We start from the raw sequence: 13,021 nt of genomic DNA on the forward strand, positions 1-13,021 counted from the left end.
ACGCCGTGGCGCTCCGGCACGGCAGAGGAGGGGGACGGCCATGCAGCGACTGGCACCGTTGGGCACCGGGATCGGCTGGCGGCCCGAGATCGCCGGCGTCGTCGAGAACATGCCGGGCATCGACTGGGTCGAGGCCGTCGCCGAGAACCTCTGCCCCGGGCACCTGCCCGACTCCCTGCTGCGGCTGCGCGAGCGCGGCGTCACCGTCGTGCCGCACGGCGTCTCGCTCGGCCTCGGCGGGGCGGAGCGGCCGGCCGGGCACCGGCTCGCGGAGCTGGCCGCGCGCGCCGAGGCGCTGGGATCGCCGCTGGTCACCGAGCACATCGCGTTCGTACGGGCCGGCGGTGAGCGCACGGCGTCGCCGCTCCTCGAAGCGGGGCACCTGCTGCCCGTGCCGCGCACCCGGGACGCGCTCGACGTGCTGTGCGAGAACGTCCGGATCGCGCAGGACGCGCTGCCCGTGCCGCTGGCCGTGGAGAACATCGCGGCCCTGTTCGGCTGGCCCGGCGAGGAGCTGACCGAGGGACAGTTCCTGTCCGAGCTGGTCGAGCGCACCGGCGTCCGGCTGCTGATCGACGTGGCGAACCTGTACACCAATTTCGTGAACCGGGGCGAGGACCCGGCCGCGGCCCTGGACGAACTGCCCGTCGAGGCCATCGCGTACGTCCATGTCGCGGGCGGGTTCGAGCGGGACGGCGTCTGGCACGACAGCCACGCCCACCCGGTGCCGGAGGCGGTCCTCGCCGTCCTGGCCGATCTGGCCTCGCGGGTGACGCCGCCGGGCGTCCTGCTGGAGCGGGACGACAACTTCCCGCCCGACGGGACGGAACTGGAGCGGGAGGTCGCGCGGATCAGGGAGACCGTGGCCGCCGCCCCCGCGCCCGCTCCGGCGGTGCCTGCGCGGACGGCGCCTCGGGCCGGGCGGACGGCGCCGGCCGGGGAGGCGGTGCGCGGCCGGGTCGCGCTCGGCCAGGCCGCCCTGCTCTCCTCCCTCGTCGCGGGCACCCCGGCCCCGGAGGGGTTCGACCGTGCGCGGCTCGCCGTACAGAGCCGGGCCCTCGCGGCGAAGCGGGCCGGCGTCGTCGCCAAGGTGGCGCCCGAACTGCCGGCCGCCCTCGGCCACGCGGCGTACCGGACCGCGTTCCTGGCGTACGCGCAGCGGCGGCCGATGACGGACGGGTACCGGCGCGACGCGCTCGACTTCGCCGAGGACCTGCTGATCGGGCAGCGCCTCGACGACCCGCTCGTCCGCAGGCAGGTGACCGACTGGTGGCTGGAGCGCTCGGGTCCCAGCTCGCTGGTGGGCCGCCCGGTGGCGAAGGCCCTGCGGGCGGCCCGGTTCGCGCTGCGCCGGTGACGGCGGGCCACCGGCGCCCCGGCCCCCTGCTCCGGACCGACCCCGGCGGCGCTACAAACGGAACGTCGCGTACCGGTCACCGTCTGTCCGCATACTGAACAGCCCATGGCGCCCTGCGAGGACCTGTCATAGAAAACACCGCATGTTCTGGGTCCTGTTCCTCGTCCTCGCCTGCGCCGCCGCGGGGCTGTCCTGCGGCCGGCTCTGCCTCGCCGCCGCCCGCGCCGCCGACGCCGAACGCGCCCTGGACACCGCCGTCCCCGGGCACGAACTGTCGCTGTACGAGACGGCGTTCCTCTCCGGGGGCCCGGCCCGGGTCGTGGACGTGACCCTCGTGTCGATGGCCCGCAGCAGCCGCCTGCTGCTCGCGCACACCGGCTGGGCGACGGTCGTCGACCCCGAGGGCAGGGACGAGATGGAGCGTGCGGTGATCGGCGCGATCGGCCCCGCGGGACAGTCACCGATCGCCCCGCTGCGCACGGCGACGGCCGCGGGCGACGCCGTGCGCGCACTCGCCGACCGGCTGGTGGCGGCCGGGCTCGCGGTGCCGGACACGGCCCGCGCGGCGGTCGCCGGGGCGGCGCGCCAGGTGCGCGCGGCGACCGTCGCCGTGGTGGGCCTGGGCGCGGCGGCCGTTCTTCTGCCGGGCCGGACGGCCGGGGAACAGCCGCCGGTGGCGCTCTGGTTCGCGCTGCCGCTCGTGCTCACCCTGAGCTGCCTGGCGCTCGTCCGCATCGAGATCCACCCGCACACCCGCTGGGCCGCGCCGGCCGGACAGCGTCTGCTCGCGGCGGTGCCCGCGGGCGCGGCGGGCCTGCACGCCGTCGCCGTACGCGGCGTGCGCGCGGTGGACGACCCGGCGCTGCGGGCCGCCTTCGCCGGCCGCGCCGCCGTCGGCGGCTGACCGGGTCCGCGGAGCGCCGGCGCAATCCCGGCCCCGACACGGCGATCCGGTGCTTTACATCCTCAACCCCCGCCCCAAGTATCCCTTTTGACCCCGGGCTCTGACCGCGAGCCGCACCGGTTCGGGAGCCCGTCGAAAGGGACGCATGCGCGCGACCAGAACAGCATCCGCCCTCCGCGCCGCCGCCGGAGCACTGCTCCTGGCGGCTCTCGGGACGGCCCCCGCGGACGGCGCGAGCGCCCCCCGCGACCTCGGCGGACCGGAGGCGCCGGGCACGGCGGTCGCCGCGCGGCGGGCCGCCGCCGCGGGGATCCGCTTCGCCGCCTGCCCGGCGGTGGAGCACCTGCCCGCGCCCGTCACCTGCGGCACCGTGTCCGTGCCGCTGGACTACGCCCGGCCGCGCGGCAAGCAGATCAGACTGACCGTCAGCCGCGTCAAGGCGGCGGGCGAGCACGCCGGGAAGCGGGTCGCGCGGCAGGGCGCCCTCGTCTTCAACCCGGGCGGGCCCGGCGGGAACGGCATGTACTTCCCGCTGGTGCGCACGGTGCCCGAATGGGAGCGCCTCGGCGCCGCCTACGACCTCGTGGGCTATGCGCCGCGCGGTGTCGGCCGCTCCGCGCCCCTCTCGTGCCGGGACCCCAGGCAACTCGGCACCCGTCCCACACCGGCGCCGACCCACCCCTCGGAGTCGTACAAGAAGGAGCGCATCGCGCAGGCGAAGGCGTACGCGCGCGGGTGCGCGCGCCGCAACCCCGACCTGCGGCACTTCACGACCCTGAACAACGCCCGGGACCTGGACGTCCTGCGGGCCGCGCTCGGCGAGCGGAAGCTCACGTACCTGGGCGCCTCCTACGGGACGTACATCGGGGCCGTGTACGCGCAGTTGTTCCCCTCGCATGTGCGGCGGATGGTCTTCGACTCGGCGGTCGACCCGGACCCGAGTCACGTCTGGTACGTCGTCAATCTGGAGCAGTCGGCCGCGTTCGAGCGCCGCTGGGCCGACTTCCGGGCGTGGGTCGCCAAGCACGACGCCACCTACCACCTGGGCGGGACGCCCGAGAAGGTGCAGCGTTCCTACGAGCGCGCGAGCGCGGAGCTGGCGCGCGAGCCGGCCGGCGGCAAGGTCGGCCCCGGGCAGCTGCAGAACGCGTATCTGCAAGTGGGGTACGGCGACGACTACTGGCCGGTGCGGGCCCAGGCCCTGTCGGCGTATCTGGCGGGTGATCCCGAGCCGCTGATCAAACAGGCGGCGCCGAACCCGCGGGCCGCCGCCGCGAGCGAGAACAGCACCGCGGTCTACACGGCGGTCGAGTGCAACGACGCGCCCTGGCCGACCGACTTCCGCACCTGGGACCGCGACACGACGCGGCTCGCGCGCACCGCGCCGTTCGAGGCGTGGGACAACACCTGGGCGAACCTGCCGTGCGCGTACTGGTCCGCGCCGCGGCAGCGGCCGCTCGACGTCCGGACTCGGCCCGGCGCGCTGCCGCCCACGCTGGTCCTGGCCGCCGAACGCGACGCGGCCACGCCGTACGCGGGAGCGCGGGAACTCCATCGGCGAGTCGCCGGCTCGGTGCTCGTGACGGAGCGCCGGGCGGGTACGCACGGGGTCGCCGGGGGCGCCAACGCCTGTATGAACGGGTACTTCTACGCCTACGTGCTGGAAGGAGCGGTGCCGGCGCGGCGGGCCGCCGCCTGCGCCCCGCACGCGGAGCCGACGGCGCTGGCTCCCTGAGCCCGGGGCGTGCCCCTCCCGGGGCGGGGCCCCGCGACCCCCGCCCCAGGACCCCGAACCGGCTAGGCCAGCCCCGCCACCAGGTCGGCCACCGACTTGCGGCGCCCGGTGTAGAACGGGACCTCCTCACGCACGTGCCGCCGCGCCTCGGACCCGCGCAGGTGACGCATGAGGTCGACGATGCGGTACAGCTCGTCGGCCTCGAAGGCGAGCAGCCACTCGTAGTCGCCGAGGGAGAACGAGGCGACCGTGTTGGCGCGCACGTCCGGGTAGCCGCGGGCCATCTTGCCGTGGTCGGCGAGCATCTTGCGGCGCTCGTCGTCGTCGAGCAGGTACCACTCGTAGGAGCGCACGAAGGGGTAGACCGAGACGTAGTCGCGGGGCGTCTCGTCGGCCAGGAACGCCGGGATGTGCGAGCGGTTGAACTCGGCGGGGCGGTGCAGCGCCATGTTCGACCAGACCGGGTCGAGGGCGCGGCCCAGCTTCGTGCGGCGGAAGAGGTTGTACGCCTCCTGAAGCTGGTCGGCGGTCTCCGCGTGCCACCAGATCATGAGATCGGCGTCGGCGCGCAGACCGGAGACGTCGTAGGTGCCCCGGACGGTGACGTCCTTGGCGGCCAGCTGGTCGAACAGCTCCTGGACCTCGTCGGCGTAACCGGCCCGCGCGGTGCCCTCGGGCAGCACGTCCTTCAGCTTGAAGACCGACCAGAGGGTGTAGCGGATGACCTCGTTCAGGTCCTTGGCCAGCTTGCCCTTGTTCGGGATCCGCGCCGGGTCGGTGGTAGGGGTGTCGTCGCTCATGTCCCTATTCTCCTGCGCCGCCGTGCAGGCTCTGCACCGGGTTCGCCTTCAGCTCCTCGCGGGCGCCGCCGTCGCCGCGCAGTTCGTCGGCGGCGGCGTACGCGCTCGCGATGCACGCGGGGATGCCGACGCCGTCGTACGCGGCGCCGCAGACGGTGAGGCCGGGCAGGTGCGTGAGGTGTTCGCGGACGCGCGCGACGCGGTCCGCGTGGCCGACGGGGTACTGGGGCAGGCCGTCCTGCCAGCGCGTGACGTGAGCGGCGACCGGGGCCGCGCTGTGGCCGGTGGCGGCGCGCAGGTCGTGGCGGGCGGCGTCGACGAGGTCGGCGTCGTCGCGGGCGAGGTCCTTCTCGTCGCCGTAGCGGCCGACCGAGGTCCGCACGACGCGCAGGTCCGGGTCGTCGGCGCCGATCCAGCCCCATTTGTGGGAGGCGAAGGTGGCGGCCTTGATGGTGTGGCCGTCGACGGGCGGGACCAGGAAGCCGCTGCCCTCGGGCAGCCGCGCCTCGCTGGTGCGGAACGCCATGGTGATCAGCGCCATCGAGGCGTAGTCGATGCCGCGCAGCTCCTGGGAGGCGAGCGGTGAGGCGGTACGCAGCAGGCTCGCCGCGGCGGGGGCGGGCAGCGCGATGACGACCTGGTCGGCGGTGCAGGTGCGGCCCTGTTCGGTGACGACACGCCAGACGGGCTCGGGCGCGGCGGGCGCCGGCACGGACCGGCCGGACGGACGGGCGTCGGTGCGGCGCGGCGCCTCGGTGCCGCCACGGGCCCGCAGGGTGATGGCCCGCTCCCCCGTCAGGATCGTGCCGCCCCGCGCGCGCACCGCGTCGGCCACCGCCGCGGGCAGGGTGCCGATGCCGCCCTTGATGCCCATGAAGACCGGGCCGGGCTGCTGGTGCTGGGCGGTGCGGGCCTGGATCGCGCGGACCGCCGCCGTCAGGGACGTGTGGCGGCGGGCCTCCTCGAAGAGCTGGGGCACCGCGCTGCGCAGCGAGATGCGGTAGGCGTCGCCCGCGTAGACGCCGCCGAGGAGCGGTTCGACGAGGCGGTCGACGACCTCGCGGCCGAGGCGGGCCGCGACGAACTCGCCGACGGCCACGTCCTCGCCCAGTTCCACGGGCGGCAGGTCGGCCTCCTGCTCGACGCGCTTGAGACCCTCGTCGGAGAGGACCCCGGCGAGCGCGTCGGCGGTGCCGGGGACGCCCATGACGTGGCCTTTGGGCATCGGGTGCAGGACGGAGCGGGTCCAGAGCGAGGCGGTCGCGGTGGACGGCGGCTCGAGCCGCTCGGCGAGGCCCACCTCGCGGGCCAGGCCCACCGCTTCGGGGCGGCGGGCCAGCATCGACTCCGCGCCGAGGTCGACGCGGACCCCGGCGATCTCCCCGGCGCGCAGCTTGCCGCCGAGCCGGTCGGACGCCTCCAGGACGGTCACCTCGACCCGCTCGTCCGGCCCGGCGGAGGCGAGCAGCCGGTAGGCCGCCGCGAGGCCCGCGATGCCGCCGCCGATGACGAGGATCTTGCGGTGTCTCGCCTCCCCCGGGCCCTCGCTCCCGCCCGGCCGGGAGCGGCCGCTGTCCGTACCTGTGTCCGTTTCGCGCATCCCCCCACTCTGTCAGACCGGACGCCGCCTCTTGCCGAGTCCCGAACGTGACCGGTTCGAGGCCGTGCGGCAACCACCGCAGTGGCCCCGCGCGCGTCGAAGGAGACGTCCGCTTGTCCGCGAGGTCCCGTGGGGGTACGACCATGCACACGTTCCGACCGAACCGTCCGAGTCCCCGGCCGCGGCCCGCGCGGCTCTGCGCCGTGCTGCTGTGCGCCGCGACGCTCGCGCTCGCGGGCTGTTCGAGCGGGGGCGGCGACAGCGGCGACCAGAAGAGCGACGCGGGAGCCGCCTCCCGGCCGGACGCGGGCGCGGCGGCCGACAGTGGCCGGGCCGGCGCCGCGTCCGGCGCGAAGAAGCCGCCGAAGCTCACCGGGGTCCACATCATCCGCACGGCCTCCCTCTCCGTCCGGGTCACGGACGTCCCCGCCGCGCTCGCCGACGCGCGCGCGGCCGCCGAGGAGGCGGGCGGCATCGTCGGCGACGAGACGACGGACCGGGACGGCCGGGGCCACGAGCGCTCCCGGCTCACCCTGCGGGTGCCGCAGGAGGCGTACCAGGACGTGCTGGACCGGCTCTCGGGCGCGGGGCGGCTGCTGGAACGGAACGTGAGCGCGAAGGACGTCACCGACCAGGTCGTCGACGTGGACAGCCGGGTCGCCTCCCAGCGGGCGAGCGTGGCCCGGGTGCGCGAACTCATGGACCGGGCCACGAAACTGAGCGATGTGGTGGCGCTGGAAGGGGAGTTGGGCGGCCGCGAGGCGGAGCTGGAGTCGCTGCTCGCGCAACAGGCGTCGCTCAAGGACCGTACGGCGCTCGCGACGATCACCCTGCGGCTCTCCGAGACACCCGCGAAGGCGGCCGGCGACAAGGACGACGAGGCGGGGTTCCAGGACGCGCTGGCGGGCGGCTGGGACGCCTTCGTGACCGTGCTGAAGTGGGTGGCGATGGTACTCGCGGCCGTGCTGCCGTTCGCCGCGGTCGCGGCGCTGCTCGGGTTCCTGTGGCTGCGGCTCGTGCGTCCCCGGCTGGCGCGGCGCGGCCGGGGCGGGCCCGCGCGGCCGGTCTCCGCACCTCAGGGACCCGACGCGCGGGACTGACGCGCGCGGCCGACGTAGCGTTGCGCCCATGAGCACAAATGAGTCTGCGCGCGAACGTCTCGTGGTCGTCGGCGGCGACGCGGCCGGCATGGCGGCCGCGTCGGGCGCCCGGCGGCTGCGCGGTCCGGACGAGCTGGAGATCGTGGCCTTCGAGCGGGGGGACTTCACGTCGTACTCGGCGTGCGGCATCCCTTACTGGGTGGGCGGCCAGGTCGGCGGCCGGGACGAGTTGATCGCGCGCTCGCCCGCGGAGCACCGGGAACGCGCCATCGATCTGCGGATGCGCACCGAGGTCGTCCGGATCGACGTCGAGGGGCGCCGGGTCCGGGCCCGGTCCGTGGACGGCGGAGAGGAGTCGTGGGTCGGGTACGACAAGCTGGTGATCGCGACCGGCGCCCGGCCGCTGCGGCCCGATCTGCCGGGCATGGACGCGGCCGGCGTGCACGGCGTGCAGACCCTCGGCGACGGACAGGCGCTGATCGACACGTTGCGCACGACCGAGGGGCGCAGGGCCGTCGTGGTCGGCGCCGGGTACATCGGCGTGGAGATGGCCGAGGCGCTGCTGCACCGCGGGTACGAGGTGACCGTCGTCAACCGCGGGGCCGAGCCGATGTCGACGCTCGACCCGGACATGGGCCGCCTGGTGCACGAGGCGATGGCCGGCATGGGCATCACGCTGGTGAACGACGCCGAGGTGACCCGGATCCTCACCGGGGACGACGGGCGGGTGCGGGCCGTCGCGACCCAGGACGCCGAATACCCGGCGGACATCGTGGTGCTGGGCATCGGCGTGCGGCCGGAGACGGCGCTCGCGCGCGACGCGGGGCTGCCGCTGGGTGACAACGGCGGGCTGCTGACGGACCTGGGCATGCGGGTGCGCGGCCATGACGACATCTGGGCCGGCGGCGACTGCGTCGAGGTCCTCGACCTGGTCTCGGGCCGCGAGCGGCACATCGCGCTCGGCACCCACGCGAACAAGCACGGGCAGGTCATCGGGGCCAACGTGGGCGGCGGTTACGCCACCTTCCCCGGCGTCGTGGGGACCGCGGTGAGCAAGGTCTGCGACCTGGAGATCGCGCGTACGGGGCTGCGCGAGAAGGACGCGCTCCGCGCCGGGCTCCAGTTCGTGTCGGTGACGGTCGAGTCGACGAGCCGGGCGGGGTACTACCCGGGGGCGGCGCAGATGACGGTGAAGATGACGGCCGAGCGGCGCACCGGGAAGCTGCTCGGTGTGCAGATCGTGGGGCGCGAGGGCGCGGCCAAGCGGGTCGACGTGGCGGCCGTCGCGCTGACGGCCGGGATGACGGTGGAGCAGATGACGGCGCTGGACCTCGGGTACGCGCCGCCGTTCTCACCGGTGTGGGACCCGGTCCTCGTGGCGGCCCGCAAGGCGTCCTCGGCGCTCCGCGCCTCCGCCCGTTCCTGATCACCTGATGGCGGATCGCCGTCGGACCGGCGCTGCTTTTCCGCCAGTTCCGGCAGAAACCGTCCGGCACTCCTTCCGGGCCCCCACGATGTGACGCGTGAGGGCGGTACGGCACCCCGGCGCCCGTGCCGCTCCCTCCTGCCCCTGGCGTCCCGCACGTGGAAGGGAGCGTGACCCGGCCGTGCGTCTCCTCGTCCTGGGCGCCGGCGGTTTTCTGGGCGGGCACATCGCCGGACGGCTGCGCGCCCTGCCGGGTGTGCGGCTGCTCACCGGCGGCCGCCACCCCGCCGACGACCTGCGAGTCGACCTCGCGACGGCGCCGCCGCGGGCCCTCGCGCACCTCATCGGCCTGGCCGCGCCCGACGCGGTCGTCAACTGCGCCGGAGCCGTCGGCGGCAGCGCCCTGACGCTGGTCGAGGCCAACTCCCGTGGCCCCGCGGTCCTGTGCGAGGCGCTGCGCGAGGCGGCGCCCGCGGCGCGCCTGGTCCACCTCGGCTCGGCCGCCGAGTACGGCCCCGCGGTCCTCGGCGAACAGACCCCGGAGGAGGCGCCGGCCCGGCCCGTCTGCGTGTACGGGGCGAGCAAACTGGCGGGCACCCTCGCCGTCACCGGCTCCGGCCTCGACTCGGTCGTGCTGCGGGTGACCGACGTGGTCGGTCCCGGTGCAGGCCGGGCGGGGCTGCCCGGCCGCCTGACGGCCGAGCTGCGGGAGGCCGTGCGCCACGGCCGGTCCGGACCGCTGCGGGTCGCCGACGCGTCGGCGCACCGGGACTTCGTCGACGTCCGGGACGTGGCGACGGCGGCGGCCCTCGCCCTGACCGCGCATGGGCCGCTGCCCCCGCTGCTGAACATCGGCAGCGGCCGCGCCGTCGCGGTGCGCGAGCTGGCGCACGGTCTGCTGCGGGTCTCCGGGTACCGGGGCCGGCTGGAGCCGGCGCCCGGCGCGTCCGGCGAGGCCACCGCGGTGCCCTGGCGGTGCGTGCGGATCACCGCGGCCCGCCGGGAGCTGGGCTGGCGGCCCGTCCACACCCTGCACGCCTCGCTGACCGCGCTCTGGTCGGCGGACGGCGCGCCCGGCCGGGAACCGCGCTGAGGCGCCCTACGCGGTCTGCGTGTGGACGTACTCCACGAGGCGGGTGAGCGCGTCCGGGTCGGTGCTCGGCGGGACGCCGTGCCCGAGGTTGAACACGTGGCCTTCGAGGCCGGCCGCCGCGTCGAGCACCTCGCGCGCCTTGGTCTCGACGGCCGCGGTCGTGGAGAAGAGGGTCGCCGGGTCGAGGTTGCCCTGGAGCGCCTTGCCCGGGCCCACCCGGCGCGCGGCCTCGTCGAGCGGCACCCGCCAGTCGACGCCGACGACGTCCGCGCCGGCCTCGCCCATCAGGCCGAGCAGTTCACCGGTGCCGACGCCGAAGTGAATGCGCGGCACGCCGTACGCCTCGACGGCCCGGAAGACCTTCTGCGAGGCGGGCAGGACGGAGCGGCGGTAGTCGGCCGGGGCGAGCGCGCCCACCCAGGAGTCGAAGAGCTGCACGGCGCTCGCGCCCGCCTCGATCTGCACCTTCAAGAAGGTGGCGGTGATGTCGGCGAGCCGGTCGAGCAGGTCGGCCCAGAGCTGCGGGTCGCCGTACATGAGCGCCTTGGTGTGCTCGTGGCCGCGCGACGGGCCGCCCTCGACGAGGTAGCTGGCGAGGGTGAACGGCGCGCCCGCGAAGCCGATGAGCGGCGTCGCGCCGAGCTCGGCGGTGAGCAGGCCCATGGCCTCGGTGACGTACCAGACGTCGTCCGGGGTCAGGTCGCGCAGCCGGTCCAGGTCGGCGCGGGTGCGGATCGGCTGCTCGACGACGGGCCCGACGCCGGGCTTGATGTCGAGGTCGATGCCGATGGCCTTGAGCGGCACGACGATGTCGCTGAAGTAGATCGCCGCGTCGACCTTGTGACGGCGCACCGGCTGCATCGTGATCTCGGCGACCAGCTCGGGCCGCATGCACGACTCCAGCATCGGGATGCCCTCGCGCACCTTGAGGTACTCGGGCAGTGAGCGCCCCGCCTGCCGCATGAACCACACCGGCGTGTGCGGCACAGGCTCGCGCCTGCACGCGCGCAGGAAGGCGGAATCCTGGACGGCGTCGTTCGTCTCTGACGGCTGCTGGCCCGTGGCCTGGGTGTTGGCACTCACACCGGAGAGTCTCCCACGGCCCCGAAGCCGAGCGAGAACGGCGTCGGTGCCGGGTGTCCCTGCCCGCGCGGCGGCCTCCTTCCCCTTACCCTTCCCGGCATGGCCGCGCCGCGCGACAGCGGTCGGACAGCCGGCAGGACTCTGACGACTCGGACGGGATGAGTGAATCGGTGCGGGAGGGGCAGAACGCTCGGGACATGAACGCTGCACATGAGGACGACACGGCTCCGCCCACCCCCCTGGCCTTCCGTACGGCGGTCGACGCCCTGCGGTGCGCGCGGCTGCGCCCGGAGATCGAGATCGATCCCACGCGCCCGCCGCAGCGGCTGGCCCCTTTCTCCTACGCGCTGGAGGCGACGGTCGTCGACGCGGCGGCCGGCGACGCCGAGGACGACGCCCTGGCCGACGGCCGGCTCGTGCTGCTGCACGACCCGGCCGGGCACGAGGCGTGGCACGGCACGTTCCGCCTGGTGACCCTGGTCCGCGCGGAGCTGGAGGCGGAGATGGCCGCCGATCCGCTGCTCCCGGAGGTCTGCTGGTCGTGGCTGACGGGCGCGCTGGCGGCCCGGGGCCTGTCCTACGGGGAGGCCTCCGGCACGGTCACCCGGGCCAGTTCGCACTACTTCGGCGGGATCGGCGAGCGGCCCGCCGCCTCGCAGATCGAGATCCGGGCGTCCTGGACCCCGCGCGAGGGCCGCGGCGGGGTGCCGGACACCTCCGCGCACCTCGCCGCGTGGTGCGAGCTGCTCTGCCAGGTCGCGGGGCTGCCGCCGGTGCCGGGCGGGGCGCTCGGCACGGAGGGCGCGGTGGTGTCACTGCCGCAGCGCCGGGGCCCGCACCCGGCCTGAACCGCCGCGCTCCCCTTTCCCTCTCCCTACTCTCTCCTCTTCGCAGGGGCTGTTTTCGGCCGCGTCGGCAGATGCTGACGCGGCCGTTACTCGTTTCGATTCGGTTTGATCTTCGGATGATCGATACTGTGTCTGAATTGCGTGGATTGTTACTCACCAAATCGTGATCTTTCTCTAAAGGCGGACGGGTTTGGTGCCGAAGACCTCAGTGACCTTGAAAGCACGGTTCGTCCCGGCTTCACCCCCGAGCCGGCTCCGTCCCGCACCCCAGGAGGCCTGGTGTCCGTTCTCCTCGAGCAGCCCTCAAGCCTGGTCGCCTACCGCCCGAACAAGCCGACCGCCATGGTGGTCGTGGCCGACCCCCGCGTCCGTTCCACCGTCACCCGCCATCTGTGGGCGCTCGGTGTGCGCGACGTGATCGAGGCCTCGTCCGTCGCGGAGGCTCGTCCCCGCATCGGCAACCCCCGTGACATCTGCGTAGCCGACGTCCACCTCCCCGACGGATCCGGCCTCACGCTCCTCTCCGAAACCCGAGCCGCGGGCTGGCCCAACGGCCTCGCCCTCTCCGCCGCAGACGACATCGGTGCCGTGCGCAACGCCCTCGCGGGCGGCGTCAAGGGCTATGTCGTCACCGGCACCCGCACGAACGTAGGACTCCCCACCCGCCCCGGCGCCGCCCCGATCGGTTCCGCGGCCGCCCGTATGCACCGTCGCCCCCCGGGTGCCCCGAGCCACCCGGGCGGCTACCGCGAACTGTCCGGACGCGAGGTCGAGGTGCTCCGCCTCGTCGCCGAGGGACAGTCGAACAAGGCCATCGGCGTCTCGATGGGCCTGTCCGCCCTGACCGTCAAGAGCCACCTCGCCCGGATCGCGCGCAAGCTCGGCACGGGTGACCGGGCCGGGATGGTGGCGGTCGCCCTGCGCACCGGCATCATCCACTGATCCCCACCGGACCGAGGCTCCTCCCTGGCCGGATCTTTCCGGTGCCCACACCTTCGGCGGCCGGGGGGGGAACGGAGGGGGGCAGGGGGGCCGGCGGGGGAAAAAAAACATGGGGGGGGTACGCAGCCCAAAA

At 74.9% G+C, this 13,021-nt stretch carries 11 protein-coding genes; 8 read left to right on the forward strand and 3 right to left on the reverse strand.

Annotated elements, in window-relative coordinates:
- Positions 1 to 40 precede the first annotated feature (40 nt).
- The 3 genes from ABZY33_RS25375 (at position 41) to ABZY33_RS25385 (ending at position 3,996) form a co-directional block, all read left to right on the forward strand.
- A complete protein-coding gene (locus tag ABZY33_RS25375; protein WP_356493969.1) occupies positions 41 to 1,357 on the forward strand; it encodes a DUF692 domain-containing protein in 1,317 nt (438 codons plus the stop codon).
- 142 nt (positions 1,358 to 1,499) lie between these two features.
- Positions 1,500 to 2,261, forward strand: coding sequence for a TIGR04222 domain-containing membrane protein (locus ABZY33_RS25380; RefSeq protein WP_356493970.1), 762 nt, complete (start codon positions 1,500 to 1,502; stop codon positions 2,259 to 2,261).
- A gap of 145 nt (positions 2,262 to 2,406) precedes the next feature.
- A complete protein-coding gene (locus tag ABZY33_RS25385) occupies positions 2,407 to 3,996 on the forward strand; it encodes an alpha/beta hydrolase (RefSeq protein WP_356493971.1) in 1,590 nt (529 codons plus the stop codon).
- Between the two features lie 62 nt (positions 3,997 to 4,058).
- On the opposite strand, the gene hemQ is transcribed toward ABZY33_RS25385, so the two are convergent.
- Together hemQ and hemG are read right to left on the reverse strand one after the other, a co-directional pair.
- Positions 4,059 to 4,796, reverse strand: a complete 738-nt coding sequence (gene hemQ / locus ABZY33_RS25390) for a hydrogen peroxide-dependent heme synthase (RefSeq protein WP_356493972.1) — start codon at positions 4,794 to 4,796, stop codon at positions 4,059 to 4,061.
- A gap of 4 nt (positions 4,797 to 4,800) precedes the next feature.
- On the reverse strand, positions 4,801 to 6,396 hold the full coding sequence (gene hemG / locus ABZY33_RS25395) for a protoporphyrinogen oxidase (RefSeq protein ID WP_356493973.1): 1,596 nt from the start codon (positions 6,394 to 6,396) through the stop codon (positions 4,801 to 4,803).
- Positions 6,397 to 6,539: 143 nt separating this feature from the next.
- Between hemG and ABZY33_RS25400 the strand changes: the two genes are divergently transcribed.
- From ABZY33_RS25400 to ABZY33_RS25410, 3 genes are all read left to right on the forward strand, one after another.
- Positions 6,540 to 7,496, forward strand: a complete 957-nt coding sequence (locus tag ABZY33_RS25400) for a DUF4349 domain-containing protein (RefSeq protein WP_356493974.1) — start codon at positions 6,540 to 6,542, stop codon at positions 7,494 to 7,496.
- A 28-nt stretch (positions 7,497 to 7,524) separates the two neighbouring features.
- Positions 7,525 to 8,922, forward strand: coding sequence for an FAD-dependent oxidoreductase (locus ABZY33_RS25405; protein ID WP_356493975.1), 1,398 nt, complete (start codon positions 7,525 to 7,527; stop codon positions 8,920 to 8,922).
- A gap of 181 nt (positions 8,923 to 9,103) precedes the next feature.
- Positions 9,104 to 10,015, forward strand: a complete 912-nt coding sequence (locus ABZY33_RS25410; RefSeq protein ID WP_356493976.1) for an NAD(P)-dependent oxidoreductase — start codon at positions 9,104 to 9,106, stop codon at positions 10,013 to 10,015.
- Positions 10,016 to 10,021: 6 nt separating this feature from the next.
- Here ABZY33_RS25410 and hemE read toward each other — a convergent pair whose 3' ends face one another.
- Positions 10,022 to 11,098: a uroporphyrinogen decarboxylase gene (gene hemE, locus ABZY33_RS25415; protein ID WP_356493977.1), complete on the reverse strand. Its 1,077-nt coding sequence runs from the start codon at positions 11,096 to 11,098 to the stop codon at positions 10,022 to 10,024.
- Between the two features lie 197 nt (positions 11,099 to 11,295).
- On the opposite strand from hemE, the gene ABZY33_RS25420 reads away from it, so the two are divergent.
- Positions 11,296 to 11,946: a DUF3000 domain-containing protein gene (locus ABZY33_RS25420; RefSeq protein WP_356493978.1), complete on the forward strand. Its 651-nt coding sequence runs from the start codon at positions 11,296 to 11,298 to the stop codon at positions 11,944 to 11,946.
- A gap of 279 nt (positions 11,947 to 12,225) precedes the next feature.
- Positions 12,226 to 12,888: a response regulator transcription factor gene (locus ABZY33_RS25425; protein ID WP_353945341.1), complete on the forward strand. Its 663-nt coding sequence runs from the start codon at positions 12,226 to 12,228 to the stop codon at positions 12,886 to 12,888.
- Positions 12,889 to 13,021: the final 133 nt, after the last annotated feature.

Origin of the sequence: Streptomyces sp. NPDC006552, assembly GCF_040611655.1 — a bacterium.
Lineage (GTDB): Bacteria > Actinomycetota > Actinomycetes > Streptomycetales > Streptomycetaceae > Streptomyces.

Excerpts from the sequence above, each read along its gene's own strand:
- ABZY33_RS25375 (WP_356493969.1), top strand. The coding sequence starts at position 41 with ATGCAGCGACTGGCACCGTTGGGCACCGGGATCGGCTGGCGGCCCGAG.
- ABZY33_RS25380 (WP_356493970.1), top strand. The coding sequence starts at position 1,500 with ATGTTCTGGGTCCTGTTCCTCGTCCTCGCCTGCGCCGCCGCGGGGCTG.
- ABZY33_RS25385 (WP_356493971.1), top strand. The coding sequence starts at position 2,407 with ATGCGCGCGACCAGAACAGCATCCGCCCTCCGCGCCGCCGCCGGAGCA.
- hemQ (WP_356493972.1), bottom strand. The coding sequence starts at position 4,796 with ATGAGCGACGACACCCCTACCACCGACCCGGCGCGGATCCCGAACAAG.
- hemG (WP_356493973.1), bottom strand. The coding sequence starts at position 6,396 with ATGCGCGAAACGGACACAGGTACGGACAGCGGCCGCTCCCGGCCGGGC.
- ABZY33_RS25400 (WP_356493974.1), top strand. The coding sequence starts at position 6,540 with ATGCACACGTTCCGACCGAACCGTCCGAGTCCCCGGCCGCGGCCCGCG.
- ABZY33_RS25405 (WP_356493975.1), top strand. The coding sequence starts at position 7,525 with ATGAGCACAAATGAGTCTGCGCGCGAACGTCTCGTGGTCGTCGGCGGC.
- ABZY33_RS25420 (WP_356493978.1), top strand. The coding sequence starts at position 11,296 with ATGAACGCTGCACATGAGGACGACACGGCTCCGCCCACCCCCCTGGCC.